The sequence below is a fragment of the Dielma fastidiosa genome (genome assembly GCF_003475485.1).
Taxonomy (GTDB): Bacteria; Bacillota_I; Bacilli_A; order Erysipelotrichales; family Erysipelotrichaceae; genus Dielma; species Dielma fastidiosa.
In genome coordinates, this window is sequence record NZ_QRQL01000005.1 from 142,082 (window position 1) to 160,951 (window position 18,870).

At 40.0% G+C, this 18,870-nt stretch carries 20 protein-coding genes and 1 pseudogene; 20 read left to right on the forward strand and 1 reads right to left on the reverse strand.

What is annotated here, in order from left to right:
- The first annotated feature begins 7 nt into the window (after positions 1 to 7).
- From hrcA to dnaJ, 4 genes are all read left to right on the forward strand, one after another.
- Positions 8 to 1,027, forward strand: a complete 1,020-nt coding sequence (hrcA, locus tag DWZ33_RS11845) for a heat-inducible transcriptional repressor HrcA (RefSeq protein WP_022938333.1) — start codon at positions 8 to 10, stop codon at positions 1,025 to 1,027.
- A gap of 10 nt (positions 1,028 to 1,037) precedes the next feature.
- Entirely contained in the window at positions 1,038 to 1,670 is a 633-nt protein-coding gene (gene grpE / locus DWZ33_RS11850; protein WP_022938332.1) for a nucleotide exchange factor GrpE, read from the forward strand.
- 14 nt (positions 1,671 to 1,684) lie between these two features.
- Positions 1,685 to 3,493, forward strand: coding sequence for a molecular chaperone DnaK (dnaK, locus tag DWZ33_RS11855; RefSeq protein ID WP_022938331.1), 1,809 nt, complete (start codon positions 1,685 to 1,687; stop codon positions 3,491 to 3,493).
- 78 nt (positions 3,494 to 3,571) lie between these two features.
- Entirely contained in the window at positions 3,572 to 4,678 is a 1,107-nt protein-coding gene (dnaJ, locus tag DWZ33_RS11860) for a molecular chaperone DnaJ (RefSeq protein WP_022938330.1), read from the forward strand.
- Between the two features lie 153 nt (positions 4,679 to 4,831).
- On the opposite strand, the gene DWZ33_RS11865 is transcribed toward dnaJ, so the two are convergent.
- Positions 4,832 to 5,989 (reverse strand): M20 metallopeptidase family protein, encoded by a 1,158-nt coding sequence (locus DWZ33_RS11865; protein WP_118454957.1) that lies wholly within the window; start codon positions 5,987 to 5,989, stop codon positions 4,832 to 4,834.
- Between the two features lie 123 nt (positions 5,990 to 6,112).
- On the opposite strand from DWZ33_RS11865, the pseudogene DWZ33_RS18300 reads away from it, so the two are divergent.
- The 16 genes and pseudogenes from DWZ33_RS18300 to DWZ33_RS11940 form a co-directional block, all read left to right on the forward strand.
- Positions 6,113 to 6,286 (forward strand): annotated as a pseudogene (locus DWZ33_RS18300) (LysR family transcriptional regulator); the annotation flags it as partial.
- 39 nt (positions 6,287 to 6,325) lie between these two features.
- A complete protein-coding gene (locus DWZ33_RS11870; protein WP_244925878.1) occupies positions 6,326 to 7,012 on the forward strand; it encodes a type 2 periplasmic-binding domain-containing protein in 687 nt (228 codons plus the stop codon).
- A gap of 105 nt (positions 7,013 to 7,117) precedes the next feature.
- Positions 7,118 to 7,978 carry a YitT family protein gene (locus DWZ33_RS11875; protein ID WP_118454959.1) on the forward strand — a complete coding sequence of 287 codons (861 nt, stop codon included), beginning with the start codon at positions 7,118 to 7,120 and terminating at the stop codon, positions 7,976 to 7,978.
- Between the two features lie 297 nt (positions 7,979 to 8,275).
- Positions 8,276 to 9,028, forward strand: a complete 753-nt coding sequence (locus DWZ33_RS11880) for an amidohydrolase family protein (protein WP_022938324.1) — start codon at positions 8,276 to 8,278, stop codon at positions 9,026 to 9,028.
- Positions 9,018 to 9,512, forward strand: a complete 495-nt coding sequence (locus DWZ33_RS11885) for a PTS sugar transporter subunit IIB (RefSeq protein WP_118454960.1) — start codon at positions 9,018 to 9,020, stop codon at positions 9,510 to 9,512. Before DWZ33_RS11880 ends, DWZ33_RS11885 begins: the two co-directional genes overlap by 11 nt.
- A 28-nt stretch (positions 9,513 to 9,540) precedes the next feature.
- Complete coding sequence (locus DWZ33_RS11890) at positions 9,541 to 11,136, forward strand: PTS system mannose/fructose/sorbose family transporter subunit IID (RefSeq protein WP_022938322.1); 1,596 nt, start codon at positions 9,541 to 9,543, stop codon at positions 11,134 to 11,136.
- Between the two features lie 21 nt (positions 11,137 to 11,157).
- The gene (locus DWZ33_RS11895; protein ID WP_022938321.1) at positions 11,158 to 11,895 is read left to right on the forward strand and encodes an amidohydrolase family protein; all 738 of its coding nucleotides are present in this window, start codon (positions 11,158 to 11,160) and stop codon (positions 11,893 to 11,895) included.
- A gap of 45 nt (positions 11,896 to 11,940) precedes the next feature.
- Positions 11,941 to 12,870 carry an IF-2B domain-containing protein gene (locus DWZ33_RS11900; protein WP_118454961.1) on the forward strand — a complete coding sequence of 310 codons (930 nt, stop codon included), beginning with the start codon at positions 11,941 to 11,943 and terminating at the stop codon, positions 12,868 to 12,870.
- On the forward strand, positions 12,864 to 13,682 hold the full coding sequence (locus DWZ33_RS11905; RefSeq protein WP_022938319.1) for a BtpA/SgcQ family protein: 819 nt from the start codon (positions 12,864 to 12,866) through the stop codon (positions 13,680 to 13,682). Before DWZ33_RS11900 ends, DWZ33_RS11905 begins: the two co-directional genes overlap by 7 nt.
- On the forward strand, positions 13,679 to 14,098 hold the full coding sequence (locus DWZ33_RS11910; protein WP_118454962.1) for a PTS sugar transporter subunit IIA: 420 nt from the start codon (positions 13,679 to 13,681) through the stop codon (positions 14,096 to 14,098). The genes DWZ33_RS11905 and DWZ33_RS11910 overlap by 4 nt, the downstream gene beginning before the upstream one ends.
- A gap of 151 nt (positions 14,099 to 14,249) precedes the next feature.
- Positions 14,250 to 14,969, forward strand: a complete 720-nt coding sequence (locus tag DWZ33_RS11915; protein WP_022938317.1) for a GntR family transcriptional regulator — start codon at positions 14,250 to 14,252, stop codon at positions 14,967 to 14,969.
- Positions 14,970 to 15,026: 57 nt separating this feature from the next.
- On the forward strand, positions 15,027 to 15,248 hold the full coding sequence (locus DWZ33_RS11920) for a hypothetical protein (protein ID WP_118454963.1): 222 nt from the start codon (positions 15,027 to 15,029) through the stop codon (positions 15,246 to 15,248).
- Positions 15,188 to 15,661 (forward strand): hypothetical protein, encoded by a 474-nt coding sequence (locus tag DWZ33_RS11925; RefSeq protein WP_147352889.1) that lies wholly within the window; start codon positions 15,188 to 15,190, stop codon positions 15,659 to 15,661. Before DWZ33_RS11920 ends, DWZ33_RS11925 begins: the two co-directional genes overlap by 61 nt.
- Positions 15,662 to 15,758: 97 nt before the next feature.
- Positions 15,759 to 16,295, forward strand: a complete 537-nt coding sequence (locus DWZ33_RS11930; RefSeq protein ID WP_118454965.1) for a hypothetical protein — start codon at positions 15,759 to 15,761, stop codon at positions 16,293 to 16,295.
- Between the two features lie 83 nt (positions 16,296 to 16,378).
- On the forward strand, positions 16,379 to 18,058 hold the full coding sequence (locus DWZ33_RS11935) for a sensor histidine kinase (protein WP_118454966.1): 1,680 nt from the start codon (positions 16,379 to 16,381) through the stop codon (positions 18,056 to 18,058).
- Positions 18,051 to 18,827 (forward strand): response regulator transcription factor, encoded by a 777-nt coding sequence (locus DWZ33_RS11940; protein ID WP_182425683.1) that lies wholly within the window; start codon positions 18,051 to 18,053, stop codon positions 18,825 to 18,827. The genes DWZ33_RS11935 and DWZ33_RS11940 overlap by 8 nt, the downstream gene beginning before the upstream one ends.
- The last annotated feature ends 43 nt before the right edge of the window (positions 18,828 to 18,870 follow it).

The following is an 18,870-nucleotide window of genomic DNA, read 5'->3' on the forward strand; positions in this document are numbered from 1 at the left end:
GGTGAATATGGATCAGCTAACATTCAGACAGACGAAAGTATTTAAAACCATCGTTGATGAATTTATTCGTACCGCTGAACCGGTCGGCAGTAAAACATTACTCACACTGCTTGATTTCAACTGCTCATCAGCGACGCTGCGCAATGAAATGGCAGCGCTTGAAGAAATGGGCTTGCTTGAAAAAACACATACATCTAGCGGCCGCATACCTTCTTCTAAAGGTTATCGGTATTATGTTGATAATCTGATGGAAAAGCAGCTTGATCAGAAAGTTGTCAATGCCTTGCAGACCGTCTTTGATGCCCGCAACATGAGCATCGATGAGGTAGTTCGGCAAAGCTGTGATATTCTCTCACAGATGACAAATCTGACAAGTGTGGTTCTGGGACCTGAATCAAGGTATCAGACCTTGCAGCATATCTCGCTGATTCCAATCAATGAACGCAGTGCAGTGGCAATATTTATTACCAATCATGGTCATACAGAAAATAAAACCTTCCAATTTGAAGATAATATTTCAATGAGTGATATTACCACCTGCTGCAATATATTGAATGAGAATTTGTGCGGTATCGCATTAAATGAAGTTGTTGAAAAAATGAAAGAGATTGAGCCGTTGCTGGCAGGCAAGGTTAAGCGGCATGAAATATTGTTTGAAGCCTTTGTCAATGCCTTTGTACGGTTTGCCAGTGATCAGGTTTATCTGTCAGGACAGAAAAATATGCTGTATCAGCCGGAATTTGCCGATATTGAAAAGCTGAAGCAGCTGATGTCAATGCTGGAAAACAGCAGTCTGTGGCGTCAGATTGGTTATGGCAATGAAGAGATGGCAATCAGGATCGGTACAGATAATCGTGAATTAATGAATATTGACGATGTTTCTGTCATATCCAGCAAGTTTAAGATCAATAAGGATGAGGAAGGCCAGCTGATGGTAGTGGGACCTACGCGTATGCCTTATAATCAGGTTGTTGCGCTGATGGAATACATGAGCCAGCAGATTGAAAAGATGTTCAACAACGAATAAGGAGAATAAAATGGACGAGAAAAAAACAGAAGAAAAGCAGACATGCGAAGCGGCGGCTGAGGAAACTAAGCCAAACGTTGAAGCCGAAGCCTGTGAATGTGAATGCCATGAGAAAGCTGAATCTTGTGAATGTGAATGTGAACATGAAGGCAAGGGTCACGGACATGGCAAGAAAAAAGAAATTGAACGGCTGAAAGCGGAAAATGAAGATTTACGCAAGGAATTAGACGTAGCCAAGAATGCTTATTACAAGGCGTACGCAGATACTGAAAATGCGAAGCGCCGGCTTCAGCAGGAATTTGATACTGCTAATAAATATAAAATGCAGAGCTTTGGTAAAGAGATTCTGCCTGTCATTGACAATCTTGAACGAGCATTGATCGTCAAGAGTGACTCAGAAGATATCAAGACTTATGTCAAGGGTTTTGAAATGATCTACAACCAGTTGATCGAGCTTCTGAAAAAAGAAGGTATCACTGAAATCGAAGCGAGTGATAAGCCGTTTGATCCAAACTTCCACCAGGCACTGATGCAGGAAAGCCGGGAAGGCGTGGAAAGCGGTATGGTATTGGAAGTATTACAAAAAGGCTATATGATTAAAGATCGTATTTTAAGACCAGCGCTTGTAAAGGTAAGCGAATAAGGAGGACACACATTATGAGTAAAATTATCGGTATTGACTTAGGTACAACAAATTCATGCGTTGCTGTTATGGACGGCGGCGACTGCAAAGTTATCACAAACCCAGAAGGAAACAGAACTACACCGTCAGTAGTTGCTTATAAGAACGGTGAGCGTATCGTTGGTGATGCTGCTAAACGTCAGGTAGTAACTAATAAGGATACGGTTTCTTCAATCAAACGTTTAATGGGTACGAATGAAAAAGTAACTCTGGAAGGTAAGGAATATACACCGCAGGAAATTTCTGCAATGGTTCTTCAATATTTGAAATCTTATGCAGAAGGATATCTTGGTGAAACAGTTACTAAAGCGGTTATTACGGTTCCTGCATATTTCAATGATGCTCAGCGTCAGGCAACTAAAGATGCTGGTAAGATTGCCGGTCTTGAAGTTGAACGTATTATCAATGAACCGACTGCTGCTGCATTAGCTTATGGTATTGATAAAACAGATAAAGAACAAAAGGTTTTAGTTTATGACTTAGGCGGCGGTACATTCGATGTATCTATCCTTGAATTAGCTGACGGTACATTTGAAGTATTATCAACTTCAGGTGATACACATCTGGGCGGCGATGATTTTGATAACGTTGTTGTTGATTGGATGGTAGATTCTTTCAAGAAAGAAAATGGCATTGATCTGCGTTCAGATAAAATGGCTATGCAGCGTTTAAAAGAAGCTGCTGAAAAAGCGAAGAAAGATTTAAGCGGTACAGTAACAACACAGATTTCATTACCGTTTATCTCAGCGGGTGCTAATGGTCCGCTGCACTTTGAAGCAACATTAACAAGAGCTAAATTTGATGAAATGACTAAATCATTAGTTGAACGTACAATCATCCCAGTACGCAATGCGTTAAGAGATGCCGGTTTGACAAAGAATGATATTCATCAGGTATTATTAGTTGGTGGTTCTACACGTATTCCAGCTGTACAGGAAGCGGTTAAGAATGAATTAGGTAAAGAACCAAATAAATCAGTAAACCCAGATGAAGCCGTAGCAATGGGTGCTGCTATCCAGGGCGGAGTTATCAGCGGTGATGTTAAAGACGTATTATTGCTGGATGTTACACCATTATCATTAGGTATCGAAACGATGGGTAATGTAATGACCGTATTGATTCCTAGAAATACAACAATCCCTACAAGTAAATCACAGATCTTCTCGACCGCTGCGGATAATCAGCCGGCAGTAGATATTCATGTATTGCAGGGTGAAAGACCAATGGCTAATGATAACAAGACATTAGGTATGTTTAAGTTAGACGGTATCGCACCGGCACGCCGCGGTATTCCTCAGATTGAAGTTACTTTCGATATTGACGTTAACGGTATCGTACACGTATCTGCATTGGATAAAGGTACTAACAAGAAACAGTCTATTACGATTTCTAACTCTTCAGGTTTAAGTGATGAAGAAATCGAACGTATGGTTAAAGAGGCTGAAGAACATAAGGCTGAAGATGAAAAGCGTAAAGAAGAAGCTGAATTAAAGAATAAGGCAGAAGCTTTCATCAACCAAATTGATACTTCAATCGCTGAAGCCGGTGATAAGATTGACGCTAAGCAGAAGGAAGAAACAATGAAACTTCGTGATGAACTGCAAAAAGCTCTTGACGAAAACGATATGGAGTCTGTAAAATCTAAGCTGGATGCACTTGAAAAAGCTGCACAGGCTGCCAGTGAAGCAATGTATCAGCAGCAGGCACAGCAGGGTGCTGACGCTGGTTCTGCAAATAACAACGATGATAACGTTGTAGATGCTGATTTTAAAGAAAAGAACTAAACAGTTTATAGAAACACGAATTCTAGCCATTGCTAGAATTTCGTGTTTAACGAGTGAATAAAGGTCAAGGGTGATTCTATGGAAAAAAGAGATTATTATGAGGTGCTTGGACTCAGTAAGGGTGCAAGTGAGGCTGAAATAAAAAAAGCATACCGTTCCCTGGCGAAGAAGTATCATCCTGATGTGAATAAAGAAGCAGGCGCCGAGGAAAAGTTTAAGGAAATTAATGAAGCCTATGAGGTATTAAGCGATCCTCAAAAGAAAGCAAATTATGATCAGTTTGGTCATGCGGGCATGGACGGCGCCTTCGGCGGCGGTGCCGGCGGTTTCTCAGGCGCTGGTTTTGATGATTTCAGTGATATTTTTGGGTCTTTCTTTGGCGGTGGGACATCTTCACGCCGTCAGTCAACAGGGCCGCGCAAAGGCAATGACCGCTTCATGCAGATGCGGATTGATTTTATGGACGCGGTATTTGGCAAGAGTGAAGAAATTACGCTGGAAGTGGATGAACAGTGCAGTGAGTGTTTAGGCAGCGGTGCGCGCAGCAAAGATGATATTCAGTCATGTTCAAGATGTAACGGTACAGGTCAGATTCAGCAGCAGTCGAGAACCCCATTTGGTGTTTTCATGACGAACTCAATCTGTCCGGAATGTAACGGTACAGGCAAGCAAATCAAGAATAAATGTCCGAAATGCCATGGCCGCGGCTATGAGCATAAGCGTGTTAAGCTGGAAATCAAGATTCCGGCAGGGATTCAGTCCGGTCAGCAGATCCGTGTAGCCAATAAAGGCGAACGGGGTACTAACGGTGGTCCAAATGGTGACTTATACATTGAAATCAATGTAAACCGTCATCCTAATTTTGTTCGTGACGGCAATGATATTCGTATCTCGGTGCCAATCAGCGCTGTTGATGCGACATTAGGCTGCACTGTTGATGTGCCAACCGTTTATGGTGATGTTGAATTGACGATTCCAGCCGGTACTCAGCATGGTACTCAATTCCGTCTGCGCGGTAAGGGTGTTAAAGCTCCCCGCGGCGGTCAGGGCGATCAGTATGTAGAAGTAAAAGTGGAGATTCCAACGAAGCTGTCTCGTGAAGAAAAAGAATACTATGAAAAGCTAAAGAACAGCAAGACAAGTGAATCACCATTTGATAAGTTTAAGAAAGCATTTAAGAAATAGACAAAAACCTCGGCATTGCTGAGGTTTTTATTTTGGTTTATTTAAAGAATACAATTAATTCAGTGTGATAGAAATAGGATATTATTTTAAAACGGTCATATAAAAGGACTAACCTCTGTACTTAACTGATATCATTTATGATTCTTTCATTAACTATTTCCAATCCAATGCAGCACATGCATAGACAGCTGCGGCAATTGGTAAAACCTGTTCATTGAAACATACTTTTGGATTATGATGCGCGTAAATAGTATTCGAATTCTCTTTGGCACCAATCATAAAATAAGAAGCCGGTACTTCATTTGCATATACAGCAAAATCATCAGATCCAGTTGTGTGTAAGCCGGATATAATTTTTAATTCCGCATTCATTAAATTCAACGCTTTCACAATTTCTTCATTTCTTTTTTCATCACAACAAAGTACAGGTATATCCGTCAACACTTCTATTTTACTTTCTGCACGAAAGGCTTTAGAGATATTCTTTACAATTTCCTTGATTCGTGTGATTAAATATTGCTTAGTTTCACTGTCAAAGGTGCGCAATGTTCCTTGTAAGACAGCTGTTTCTGGTATGACATTATTCATTGTTCCAGAATTGAATTGTCCTATGGTCAATGATACTTCTTTACTGGGGGCACATTCTCTCGCAATGAGCTCTTGTAATGCCTGATAAATAGTAACCCCAACGTTAATCGGGTCTATACCATTCTGCGGCATAGCGCCATGTGTGCCTTTACCAGTTATCGTAATCTTAAAACCAAAGACAGAAGTGGCTGTCAGCGTGCCGTAAGCGATGGTTTTGACAGGAAGGGTAGAAGCAACATGAGCCGCGAAAGACGCATCTACTTTAGGATTTTCTAATATACCTTCCTTGATTACGGCTCTGGCGCCTTCAAATGTTTCTTCGCCCGGCTGAAACAATAGTTTTATTTTACCTTTTAAATCCTGCTCATGCTTTTTCAATAGCTTAGCGGCTCCTAACAGTGCAGTTGTATGGATATCATGACCACAAGCGTGCATATTGCCATTTTGCGATGCATAGGATAGTTGGCTTTCCTCAAACATTGGTAAACCGTCCATATCAGCTCTAAGCAGCAGACATCTCTCACCTGAACCTAGATATCCGACAATGCAATTACCATTCACTTTTGTTTCAAACGGTATACCAAGTTCAGTTAACTTGTTTTTCACAAAAGAGACAGTTTGCGGAAGCTCAAGTCCTAATTCAGGCGTTTTATGCAATTCTCTGCGCCATTCTATTAGTTCATCATACATTTCTTTACTTTCTGTATAAATTGAAGAATACATTATTTCACTCTCTTTCTTGGCTTTAATGTCAGTTCTACTTTATCCTTTTTTTGTGTTTTTGTCTTGAAGTATAATTTTATATCTGTTATAACATATACATTATAACTGAAAGGAAATCAACTTATGGAGATTCACCATTTAAAACAACTTATCACTATTTCTCAATGCGGCTCAATTAATCGCGCTTCGCAAAAACTGTTCATTTCACAGCCATCATTAAATAATATTGTGAAAAGGTGTGAACGAGAATTAGGCTTTGTGATTTTTTTAAGGACACCTAAAGGCATTAAATTAACTGAAAATGGCGAAAAGTTTATTGAATCGGCAAGAAATATCATGACTGAATATAAAAAAATAGAAGATTTATCTTCTAAGTGCGGTATACAGTCGATTTCTGTTTCATTCATTTATTTATCATATATTCTTGAAGCATTTCTTAAATTTCAGGAACAGGGATATCTGTTTTCAAACATGCTGCGTCGAACAGAACCCGCTGAAATAATTAATGATGTCATAAGTCAGGGAGTTCATATTGGAATCTTGCCAATCAACCAATTAGATTTAATCAGCTTCGCAGAAAAAATAAAGCAATATAAGCTGCGGTATTTCAAACTTTTTGAATCTGTACAGACATATGTTATCGTTGGCAGGAAGCACCCTCTTGCTGGCAAAAGGCGTATTTCAATCAGTGAAATGCTTGCATATCCTTTAACTTATTATACAGCATTGCCGGAAGCATCTAAGCTTAGGCAAATCTATGATTTTAATATTTCTTTGAAAGTACAGAATAGAGATGAATTATTCTTGGCGCTGAAAAATAATAAGTGTTTTTCACTTTTAACCCTTACACCGGATTCGAAAAATCCGGAATTCTGTTATATTCCGTTAATTGATGATGAGTTTAAAATGAACATATGTGTTATTTTTCAGTCTGGCACTGCCTTTACTGCGCAGGAAATTGAATTAATCGAGTTTTTAAAAAATACAGTCCGAGTCAAGACTACTGATTCTGATAAATTTTGATGTGTTTTATTTGTATATTCTTATTCTTCTATCAACATGATATAATATGTTTGTGATATATGTTATAATATATCAAGGTTGCAGCTCATTGCGGGAGGTTAAGGTATGCAGAGTAAATGGACGTCTAATTTTTTATATGTAATCGCTGGTTCTTTTTTATTTGGAATGGCAGTTAATATATTTGTGGTTCCAATGCATGTATATAATGGCGGAATCATCGGTATCGCGCAGATTATCAGAACACTGCTGATTGAAATCTTTCATCTTGAATTTAATTTTGATATTGCCGGTATCATTAATTTTCTGTTGAATATACCTTTATTTTTAATCGCGTATAAAAGTATTTCTAAAAAGTTCTTTGTATTGACGCTGCTTTCAATCATCGTTCAGACAATTACTTTTTCCATTGTGCCGATTCCTGAAACAGCGATTCTCAAAGATCCGCTGACCAGCATGATCATTGCCGGATTGATTGGCGGTTATGGGACAGGCTTATGTCTGAAAGCCGGCGGCAGCGGAGCGGGTGCGGATATTCTCGGTGTCTTTTTCGCGATGCGTTCAAAAACCTTTACGGTCGGCAGGCTTTCAATCGTCATCAATGCTCTTGTTTACACCTATTGCGCCTTTGCTTTTTCCTTTTCAAACGCGATCTATTCCATTATCTATGCGGTAGTATTCGCGCTGGCGATGGATAAGATTCATACCCAAAATATCATTGTAAAGGCAATGGTGATCACCAAGCATCAAGAAGTCAAGCAAAAGGTACTGACTGAGCTGGGCCGCGGTGTTACAAGCTGGCAGGGTATGGGTGTATATACGAATGAAGAGACGGATGTATTTATTACCATCCTTTCTAAGTATGAGGTTCCCATGCTGAAGCAGTGTGTTTTAGCATTAGATCCCAACGCTTTTATCATCTTAAGTGAGGGAAATGAAATTGTCGGTAATTATGAAAAACGATTCTGAACAGGGATGAAAATATAACATGTCATAATAAGATGGGCGATTCACCTGACATTCAGCGGCATATCAAGGCAGCTGTTATGTTGGGTGGTCTTTTTTTTAATCATATTTCAGTATCAGATGCGTGAATTTTATAGCTGAAGGGTTATAAATCGCTTAATTTATCCATATATAGTAGTGATTCAGGAGGTTTTTACAATGAATATATAAAATGATCGATGAATTTGATAGTATATCTTGACAAACTAGATATAACAAGTTAGTATATAGTTATAACAAGAGACAGGAGGTGTTATAACCATGATCATGTATGATATTCACGGACATATGGGAAAAACAAGTTCAGGGGATCTTAATTCCGCTGATGATCTGATCAAGGATATGGATCATTATGGAATTGCTAAGATTGGCATCAGCAGTTTATCCGGCACGGTGAACCGGATTCAAAACGATTTAGTTTATGAGGCTCATCTTCAATATCCCGATCGGATTTATCCCTATGCTTTCATTAATCCAAAAGCGCCGGACGCGCTGCAGGAAATTGATTTATGCCTCGGTGAAAGAAAATATAAGGCAGTTAAATTTCATTCCTGGAAGAATGGCTATTACGCAGATAATACACCGCAGTTAGAGGAAGTCCTCACACGCATCGAACAATATGGCGTTCATGTTCAGACCCATGTCGGTACCAGCCCTTTAAGTACCCCCTTTGCCTGGATTCGCTATGCGAAAAAGCATCCCAATCTAAGGTTTGTATTCACACATATGGGCTGCCGCGAGTTTGCGTACAGCGTCATTGAAGCAGTTCGTGATATTCCTAATATTTATCTTGAAACATCTGTAGTGTATGAGGCGGATGTGCTTAAAAAGGTTAAGGATTGTGTTGGTTCTAAACGCATCGTATTCGGTACAGACTGGCCGTATAAATCAGTGGAATGTGAAATTCAGAAAATTTATCAGATGGGCTTTACGGAAGCTGAGCTTGAGGATGTATTCTATAAAAACGCGGAGCAGTTATGGACCATAAAGGGAGGAAGTAAAAATGAACATTAATGTCTTCAGAATTGATGATCGTCTGATTCATGGTCAGATTGTTACCAAATGGATCAAAGACGCGGCAGCTAAAATGATTATGGTTGTTGATGATAAGGCTGCTGGTGATAAAACTCAGCAGATGATTCTGAAATTCGCTGTACCATCAGGCATCAAGCTTGAAATATTAAGCAAGAAGGATGCCGTGAAGCGGGTCAATGAGGATCAGAGTAATACGAATGTATTAATGCTGGTCAGAAATCCTAAAGAAGCCAATGCTTTAGTAGAAATGGGATTAAAGATTGACCGCATTATTATCGGCAATATCTCAAATTCAAAATCAGAAGTCGGCAGAACAAAGCTGCTTGATTATATTTATGTCGAACCGGGTGATGTTGAAGCTATCCGCAGTCTTGACAGCAAGGGGATAAAGTTGGAAGTCAAGGCAATTCCTGAGGAGAAGGCGAAAGACCCTATTGAATTGATTAATAAAAAATTAGGATAATTGAAATTTAGACGAGGGAGGAAATACCATGTTTATAGAAGCATTATTAACGTCTATTATCGTTTGGCTTGGTTTCTTAGATAAAGCATTCCTGCATACATTCCTATATCGTCCGATCGTAATCGGGCCATTAGTAGGCTTAGTATTCGGTGATCTGACCATGGGCTTACAAGTTGGCTGCGCGGTAGAATTAATGTTCTTAGCTGTTATCTTCGTAGGTACCGCTATTCCGCCTGATGAAACAATCAGCGCCGGCTTGGCAACTGCATTAGCATGTGCGACAGGAAGTGTTGAAGTCGGTATCGCAACGGCACTGCCAATTTCATTTGTCGGTCAGATTTTCCGTCAGACAAGAAATTCTACAATTTATGAGATTACTCAGCGTCAGGTCGATAAGGCCGCGGCTGAAGCTAATCCAAAGAAAGTAATTTTATGGACTTCGATTATTCCATCAGTGATTGAATATATTTGCTTTGGTGTACCAACCTTTGTTGGTGTCTATTTCGGTGCCAGCTATGTTCAGGCATTCATTGATATCATTCCGCCATGGCTGATTGATGGTATCGCGGCCGGCGGCGGTTTGCTGGGTGCAGTCGGTGTTGCCTTGCTGCTTGGTTCAGTTAAAGATAAAAGCTCTTGGCCTTATTTCTTAGTTGGTTTCCTGTTTGCTTCTTATTTAGGCATCAATATGATTGGTATCGCATTGATTGCGATTATCTGTGTAGGCTTGAATTTCTATGCGGATAAGAAAAAGAGTCAGGATGAAGAATTTGAAGCTAGCGATTATGAAGCTGAAAACGGTGATCGATCCTATTGTGTTGTCGAAAAGAAAGATTTGTGGCGTACATTCAAATATGCATTGGCCATTGAGAGCGGTAACTGTACAACCCGTCAGGAAGCAGATGGCTTCTTACAGGGTATGATTCCGGTTCTTGATAAGGTTTATGATGATAAAGAAGAACGCGCGAAGGCTTATCAGCGTCACTGTGAACTGTTTTTAACTGAAGGCCGTATGGCATCCTTCTGTATCGGTATCTCCTGTGCGATGGAAGAACGCAACGCTAAAGTCGGCGATATCGATGTTGATTCAATTAATGCAATTAAAGTAGCATTGATGGGACCTTTAGCCGGTGTCGGTGATTCATTGATTCATGGTACACTGCGTCCGATTATGGCGGGTCTTGCCTGTTCAATGGTAGCGGCCAGCAATTATATCAGCCCAATCGGCCCGATCCTGTTCTTTGCGGTAATGACGATCGTTGGTATGGGTGTTCGTTATTTCGGTATTTTTAAAGGCTATGAAGGCGGTTTAGCATTAGTGGCAAATCTTCAGGAAGGCGGTATGCTTGATCGTCTGACTAAATATGCAGGTATCGCGGCATTTACGGTCTGCGGCGGCTTTATTTCTGCGTTAGTTTATGTAACTTTAAATATCTCCTATACACAGGGTGATACGGTTATCGCTCTTCAGGAAGTATTAGATGGCTTAATGCCGAATCTGATTCCGCTGCTTTATACATTGTTGATGTATTGGCTGATCGATAAGAAAAAGGTTAACATTATCCTGCTGATGGTACTTACAATCATGCTTGGTATCGTTGGTGTATTCGTTGGTATTTTATAATAAGAAATTGGAGGTAGGTATATGGTGCTGGATTTTCATGCCCATCTTGACCGTGATCCGATCACCAAAGAATACGATGTGACTGGATTGCTTCAGGATATGGAAGAAAATAAGATTGATCAAAGAGTTGTGTCTACGTTTTATGGCGCGAGTATGTCTGCGGCCAATGACAAAATCATTGAGCTAGTTCGCCAATATCCAGATAAATTGATTGGCTGCGCAGTGATTAATCCTAAGCTTGATGATGCCGTTGAGGAAGTCAGACGAATCGCGGCTGCTGATGAAATTAAAATGATTGAATTTAATTCGCTGGAACATGGTTATCGGCCAGAGAAATTTGCCTATAACATTGAACCAATCTTAGAAATCTGTGAAGCAAAGGGACTGATCGTTAAGCTGTTTTGCGGACAGGGTTTCTACACAATGCCAGAGCAATGGGTTTATTACACCCATCGTTATCCAAAGGTACAATTTGTGATTCTGCATATGGGCGGCACTGATTATACGTATGGAACCGTTGATTTATGCAAAGAAGCAGGCACAGAAAATCTGATGCTTGAGACTTCGTATGAAACGGAGGTACCGGCATTGCATAAGATGTTTAAAGAATTACCGGTTGATAAATTCCTCTATGGATCAAATTATCCAAGTAATTTTACTAATTTATCAATTATGAAATTCAATTCGCTGAATCTGTCTGCGGCTGCGATGGATAAAATCTTTTATCAAAATGCTGCGCAATTATTAAAACTGAAATAGGGGAGCGGCGCTCTCCTATTCTAATCATGAATCAAGGAGAAATATATGGAGAAGAATGAGGTTAGAGAACTGCTTCCCAAAAGCTGTTTAAAGGCTTTTGATGATATTGTAGAGGGCCGCTCATTAGGTGCCAGCAATCACATTAAAATGATATCCGCGATGTATGTGGATATCGCTGCTGAGAATGATGAAGCCATAGCCAGTGAAAAAATCAGAATCGTCGGTGATTTCTTTAAGGAAACCCGCGGCAAGTCCAGCTACGCGATCGTTTTGGCGCTGGCGAAGATTGAAGCGAAGATTGAAGCGGGCAGCACTGCCTATGAAATGCGGGTAAAAGCAGCCAGGGATGCCTATTTTAATGAGGCTGAAGAAGATTTGAAGAAGTTGCTTACGTATACCCAGCGCTTAATGGCAAAGATGTCATGCATTATGATTTTTGATTACTCAAGTACAGTAGAAAAAGCTGTCTGTCAGGCGGATCAGAAACTGGTTGTTTATATCCCTGAAAGCAGGGTGATTAATGGCGGTTATCCTTTTGTTAAGGGAATCGTTGAGGCTGGTCATACGGTACATTTTATTCCTGATGCTTCCATGCTGTCAGTATTGGATAAGGTAGATGCTGTCTTTATCGGCGCAGAAACCTTCTATCCTGACGGTACGGCATTTAATACGATTGGTTCTGATATTTTAGCTGAATTATGTATGCTCAGACACGTGCCTTATTATGTGCTGACACCGCTGATCAAGGGGGATATCCGTGCTCGCTACGGCATTTATAAAGAAGTGCTGACCAAGGATCTGAAAAATGAACTTGCGGAGCGGTGGCCTGAAGAATTAAAAGAACGGGTTGCCTTTGAGTCAATAGAACTTGTCGGTGTACGCCCTGAATGTATTACAGCATATGTATGCGAAAAGGGAATACTGAAAACCAGTGACCTGTTTTCCATGATTTGTAAGGAGGAGATGCCATGTTAGATAAGAAAAAGTTCCCGCTGGCTCTGGTGATGATTCAGCCGCCGGCAATGCCGGGCAGTTATTTGAATGATGGACAGTCCTTTGACAGCATCATCGATACAGTTTTAGCGGAAGCCAGTATGATTGCGGAATTAGGCTTTGATGGTTTTATCCTTCAAAACATGCACGACGGCCCGATCGCCCAGCATGCCCGCACCGAAACCATCGCTTTTATGAGCGTTTTAGGTAACAAGCTGAAAGAGCAATTCCCGGATAAGGTTTTAGGCATTCTGATTAATTGGGACGGCATCGCTTCATTGGCGGTTGCGGAAGCCACGAAGGCTGATTTTGTCCGTGTCGAGCATTTGTATACGGGTGTAAGTATAGATTTAAGCGGCTTTATGTTTGGTCAATGCGCGGATATTTTAACCTTTAAGAAGCGCATCGGATCATCGATACCGGTTTATGCAGATGTTCAGGAGGTTAATGCCAATTATCTCTGTCCTGATCCAAAACCAAAAGCTGCGAAAACAACAATTAAGAGTGCCTTTGCGGACGGCCTATTCATGAGCGGCAAAGACAGTGAGGAAAGTCTTTCGTTAATCAAAGAAACACGCAAGACCCTGCCGGATGTGCCGATCTTCTTAGGCGGCGGCGCGACCGGAGAAAATGTATTTGAATTGCTGAAATATTATGATGGTGTTTCGGTTGCAACCTGGATTAAAAATGGCGATATGCGCAATCCAATTGATCCAGCAAGGGCTAAACAATTTCTTGATGGCTGTAAAAAAGCCCAGCAATGGCGTGAAGAACACAGAGAGGATAACTTATGATTGGAGTAATTTTATGTACGCATTCTGATTTTGCGAAGGGACTGCGAAATGCGGTAGAGATGATTGCCGGTGAACAAAGCTGTTTTGACAGTTTCTGCTTCATGAATGGCGATGATGTTGATGAATTAAGTGAGAAAATTGCTGCTGCCGCTCAGCGTTATATTGATCAGAAGATGCCTTTCTGCATCCTCGTTGATATGTTTGCGGCAACGCCTTTTAACGCATCATTAAAATATACAGCGGAGCATGGCGGTTATGTGCTTACCGGTGCCAATCTGCCGTTATTGCTGGAAATATTGACCAGCCGTGAATATTTTGATGGCGACGATATTAAAGCGTTCCTCAGCAACGCGCTGGACAGTGTAAAGGAAAGCATGCAGGTGATTGACGCCAAGGCAATGGCAGAAGAAGCATAACGGGTATTTAATTACCCGTTTTTCTTTATGAATTATGATCACTTCATCGAAAAACTCGCTTAAATAGCTAAAATATCGGCATGAAAGGCGAATGATTGGTTGAATTAAGGGAACGTATCCTTTAAAATAATAGAGAGGTGAAGGGAATATCATGGAAAATAAAACGATACCATTATATATGGTAATTTATGAAGAATTAATTAAAAAAATTGAGGACTCCACCTATGGAGTTGGAAGTTATTTGCCTTCAGAATCAGAATTACAGGATATTTATAAAGTCAGCCGCATTACGGTACGCCGGGCGCTGACGGATATGGAACATGATGGTTATATCAAGAAAATCAAGGGGAAGGGTGCCGTGGTTCTGCCCAAGAAAAAATACTCTGACTTGTATGAGCTGACCGGTTTCTCTGAAGATGCGAAACGCGGCGGCGATGTACCGTCAAGTATTATTTTAAAATGTGAGGTGCAGCAGGCTTCGGTTTCCGTAGCTGGTTTTCTGCAGATAGAACCAAATGAAGATGTTTATTATTTAAAGCGATTAAAATTATTGAATGGCCGCATATCCGGTATCTTTGAAACATATATCACTCAGCGCTTGGGTTTTGTGATTGATACTGAAAAATTCGGCGCGACAACTTCTCTTTATGATTTTTATGAAAGCTGCGGGGTAAAATTAGGATCGGCTTCAGAAACGATTGAGGCAATCATGTCAACACCCGCTATCCGCAAGGATATGTTTTTGGATAAAGACGAGCCGATTTTTTACCGTGAACGAATTACTTATAATAATATGAATATACCGATTGAATACTCAAAGAATTACTACAAGGCAAACGGCTATAAGTATGTAGTGCGGCTGCATCGGTAGTCATGATGTGAGATGGGGGTTCAGGAAATAACTGAAAAATAGAATAAGGGGGATACCATGAATCGATATTTTTATAGTTTTCTTAAAGACATTTATATTATTGTATTATTTATAAGCTGTATGCTGAAACTTTCAAAAAAAGCAAACTTAATTTTGCTGGCAGTTGTGGATGGCATTGTACTGATATTAATTTTTACGTTTTTTGAGCCAAGCGATTTATGGTTTGTGATTGGCTGTGGGATTATTTCGCATTTAGAAGCTTTCTTCTATCGGAAATAGCCATGAAAAAGAAAATCCGGCGGCTATGTGCAATATTGGCAGTTTTGCTGATCATGATACTGCTCGTTATCGGCGTAAGAAAATATGCACACGAACAGTTTCTGGCCAGCTTTGAAATACTAACCAGAGAAGAAATGGAAGCGCAGCTTGTGGATTTGCCAAGTGAACATGTACACGGTGCCAGAAAATTGGACGATGGAACGGTCTATGCTTTTGAAAGAATAAAATATAAATTCACTCACCCAAAGGCCGGTCATGTGGTCATCGTCTATTCCACCAATAGCGCTACGCCTAGAGAAATAGTAGGGTATTATTACGTGGATGCGGAAATCTTCTATCAGGAGATATATGTGAATGGGGAGTTTCTGATGTACGGCATCCAGTTGGGAATCGACTTAGAAGCCGCTCCATAGTTCACAAATTGTAATGCTTATAGATAAAATATGAACTTTAATATCTCTTGTGGGTATTTAATAATTAATTTATAATTATTATGCGAGGTTGATGAACATGAAAAAAATATTCTGGGGCATGCTGTTTGTATTTTTTAATTTTACTTTAACTTTTGGCAGTTCCAAATTGGGACTGATTCCTGATTTTGTCGGCTATCTGCTGATGCTGTCCGGGATTGCTGAACTGCGCGGCGAAAGTGAATGCTTTGTGAAAGCAAAGCCGGCTTTAATCGTCATGACTATCATTTCACTGCTGTTTTATATCGCTGATTTTTTAGGCTTTGGCGATACAAACAGTGTGATATTAGTGATGATAATCAATGGCCTTATCGTGGCTGGCAATCTTTACAGCACTTACATGATTACCTATGGTATTAAGGAAATGGAAACAAACCGCCAAACAGATTTAGCAGCTGAACGGTTAATGTATATGTGGAAGGTACGGGCAATGTTTACAATATTGACTTATCTTGTACTCTTTATTCCAATCCTGTCACTGATCTGTATCATCGTATCTTTAGTATTTGCGGTTTTATATTTAATTGCTTTCAATCGGTCAAGAAAGCTGGTTGAACAATTTCAATTAGAAAGTTAATAATGAACAGGGCTGACAGCTGTCAGTCTTATTTTATGTTTAAGTATATTTTACATAGCTTATAAAAAAGGTATAATAAGAATATGAAGAAACAGACAAGCTTTAGAGCTAAATTACAGCATAATATTTTTAAATCAATTATTTTGCTGATTTTAATCGCAATTGTGGCCTTTGCCGGTTCACTTTTCATTTATTCCTATTCACTCAATCAGCGCAAAGCTGATCTTTTCAGCGAATCCTTAAGCAGTTTGTTCACAAAGACTTATCATGATTATGCCAAGTATCTTTATTCTGCAAATAATACACTTGATTATCAGGCTGTGCTTGACGGTACTAAGAAGGAACAGGATATTGTTTATAATTTCTATCAGATGACTTCTGAATTTGAAATTAAGGCGGATTTGATTTTACTGAATTCAGACCGCCAGCCAGTGCTTTCTACCATGCCTGCCGATGCCTTTAATAAGCATTTTATGAGTTTTCTCGGGATTGTCATTGATAAGGCTTTGCCTGAAGAAATCGTATCAGCGGTATACAGCCGCGGTGAAACCTATTCGCGTTTTCTCATGTGTTATCCAATCATGGAAAATACTGAAATCAGCGGTTATCTCTTTATTCTGATGGATGGCGCTGACTGGAATTACGCGATTACCCGCGAACAGGTGGACGGGGTGATTACAGATCGCTTCGGCAATATCATCGCCTGCTCACAAAAGAGCTTCATTCAAAATTACAATCGCTTTAAGCTTGATTCTTCGCTGACTCATTATACGAATAACGGCCGTGAATATATCGTTAATCATCGTTATCTAAAGGCTTATGATATTACGATTTTTACGTTCAGCGGCTTGGAAAATCAGCTTGAACAGCTTTGGATCGGTATATTGATTATCCTGCTTTTGGGAATTACATTGTTTCTGATTGCGAAACGGTTTGCCAATCAGATTGCTAAGTCAAATACGGTGGCAATCAATCAGCTGATCAGTGAGATTGATAAGATTAAAAGTGATGTCCATCATCATGTAAAGCTGGAAGGCGAGGATGAGTTTATTCTGATAGCTGAGAATATTAATTCCATGGTGGATGAGATTAATGCTTTGCATGTGAAAAACAGTGAATTAGCGGATATCCGCCGTCAGTCAGAAATTAAACAGCTTGAGGCTCAGTTCAATCCGCATTTCCTCTATAATACATTGGATACGATCCGTTATTCGATTCTGATGGATCAGCGCATCGCATCAGATTTAATCATTCAGATGACAGCGCTTTTGCGTTATAGTATAAATAATGATTTAGATCAGGTTTATTTCAGTGAAGATTTAAAATACACATATATGTTTTTGAAGATTCAGAAATATCGTTTCAATGATCGTTTTGAGTATGAAATCAATGTAGATGATTCATGCGGCGAGGTGGTTGTACCTAAGCTTTTGCTTCAGCCAATACTTGAAAACAGTATTAAATATGGTTTTGCGCATGCGAAAAAGCTGCTGATTACGATTCATGGCAGTGTTGATGAGGACGGCATGCTGCTGATTGTTGAGGATAACGGCGCCGGTATGAGTCCAGCGGAAGTACAGGCTTTAAATCAGCGTCTGCGTTCAGATAAGAATGAAACCACTCATTATGGCTTATTTAATATTGCCCGCCGTCTCTATCTGTCTTATGGTGAAAAGAGCACCTTAATTGTAGAAAGTGAGGTCGGCAAGTATACCCGAGTGAGTCTTAGAATACAAATCAGGGGAGATGATCACAATGTATAAGGTATTAATATGTGAAGATGAATATTTGATCCGCAAGGGGATTATTTTCAGTACCGATTGGGAAAAGAATGGCTGTGTTGTTGCCGGTGAAGCGGATAATGGTGAAGACGGCATTGAGAAAATCAAGGAATTGAAGCCGGACATTGTTATTACTGACATCAATATGCCGATTATCAGCGGCTTGGCAATGATTGAAGCAACTTATGAGGAATTTGATTACAGCGTGATCATTCTGACCGGGTATAATGATTTCAATTATGCGCAGAAGGCAATTCGTTACGGTGTCAGCGAGTATCTGCTCAAGCCTGTTGAACAGGATGAGATGGATAAAGCGATTCAGCATGCGATTGAACAGCTGAAGATGCGTAAGCATTATCAGCATCAGGTTGAAAGCAAGGAAGCCATTCGTTCAATTCAGGTGCTTGATGTAAAGGTACAGCTGGACAGCAGTGATGATCTGGTTAACCGGATGGTAGAATACATTCAGGAAAACTATATGAATAAGATTACGATGAAAGAACTCAGTGAGGTATTCAGCTATTCTGAGACATTATTGAATAAGCGTTTTAAGGATGGCTGCGGAACAACCTTTAATGATTATCTCAATAAGGTGCGGATTCAGAAGGCGATTGATGCGATGCAGGATGAAAGCCGTTATGTCTATGATATTGCGACTGACTGCGGCTTTAAAGATTATAAATATTTCACAATTGTATTTAAGAAATATATCGGCTGTTCACCCAAGGAATTTATGAAGGCACTTAAGTAAAAAATGGGGTATTAGTTGTGAATAATACCCTTTTTTGTCTTTT

Bases quoted from the DNA above. Each gene is read 5' to 3' on its own strand.
- hrcA (WP_022938333.1), top strand. From the start codon at position 8: ATGGATCAGCTAACATTCAGACAGACGAAAGTATTTAAAACCATCGTT.
- grpE (WP_022938332.1), top strand. From the start codon at position 1,038: ATGGACGAGAAAAAAACAGAAGAAAAGCAGACATGCGAAGCGGCGGCT.
- dnaK (WP_022938331.1), top strand. From the start codon at position 1,685: ATGAGTAAAATTATCGGTATTGACTTAGGTACAACAAATTCATGCGTT.
- dnaJ (WP_022938330.1), top strand. From the start codon at position 3,572: ATGGAAAAAAGAGATTATTATGAGGTGCTTGGACTCAGTAAGGGTGCA.
- DWZ33_RS11865 (WP_118454957.1), bottom strand. From the start codon at position 5,989: ATGTATTCTTCAATTTATACAGAAAGTAAAGAAATGTATGATGAACTA.
- DWZ33_RS11870 (WP_244925878.1), top strand. From the start codon at position 6,326: ATGACTGAATATAAAAAAATAGAAGATTTATCTTCTAAGTGCGGTATA.
- DWZ33_RS11875 (WP_118454959.1), top strand. From the start codon at position 7,118: ATGCAGAGTAAATGGACGTCTAATTTTTTATATGTAATCGCTGGTTCT.
- DWZ33_RS11880 (WP_022938324.1), top strand. From the start codon at position 8,276: ATGATCATGTATGATATTCACGGACATATGGGAAAAACAAGTTCAGGG.
- DWZ33_RS11885 (WP_118454960.1), top strand. From the start codon at position 9,018: ATGAACATTAATGTCTTCAGAATTGATGATCGTCTGATTCATGGTCAG.
- DWZ33_RS11890 (WP_022938322.1), top strand. From the start codon at position 9,541: ATGTTTATAGAAGCATTATTAACGTCTATTATCGTTTGGCTTGGTTTC.
- DWZ33_RS11895 (WP_022938321.1), top strand. From the start codon at position 11,158: ATGGTGCTGGATTTTCATGCCCATCTTGACCGTGATCCGATCACCAAA.
- DWZ33_RS11900 (WP_118454961.1), top strand. From the start codon at position 11,941: ATGGAGAAGAATGAGGTTAGAGAACTGCTTCCCAAAAGCTGTTTAAAG.
- DWZ33_RS11905 (WP_022938319.1), top strand. From the start codon at position 12,864: ATGTTAGATAAGAAAAAGTTCCCGCTGGCTCTGGTGATGATTCAGCCG.
- DWZ33_RS11910 (WP_118454962.1), top strand. From the start codon at position 13,679: ATGATTGGAGTAATTTTATGTACGCATTCTGATTTTGCGAAGGGACTG.
- DWZ33_RS11915 (WP_022938317.1), top strand. From the start codon at position 14,250: ATGGAAAATAAAACGATACCATTATATATGGTAATTTATGAAGAATTA.
- DWZ33_RS11920 (WP_118454963.1), top strand. From the start codon at position 15,027: ATGAATCGATATTTTTATAGTTTTCTTAAAGACATTTATATTATTGTA.
- DWZ33_RS11925 (WP_147352889.1), top strand. From the start codon at position 15,188: ATGGTTTGTGATTGGCTGTGGGATTATTTCGCATTTAGAAGCTTTCTT.
- DWZ33_RS11930 (WP_118454965.1), top strand. From the start codon at position 15,759: ATGAAAAAAATATTCTGGGGCATGCTGTTTGTATTTTTTAATTTTACT.
- DWZ33_RS11935 (WP_118454966.1), top strand. From the start codon at position 16,379: ATGAAGAAACAGACAAGCTTTAGAGCTAAATTACAGCATAATATTTTT.
- DWZ33_RS11940 (WP_182425683.1), top strand. From the start codon at position 18,051: ATGTATAAGGTATTAATATGTGAAGATGAATATTTGATCCGCAAGGGG.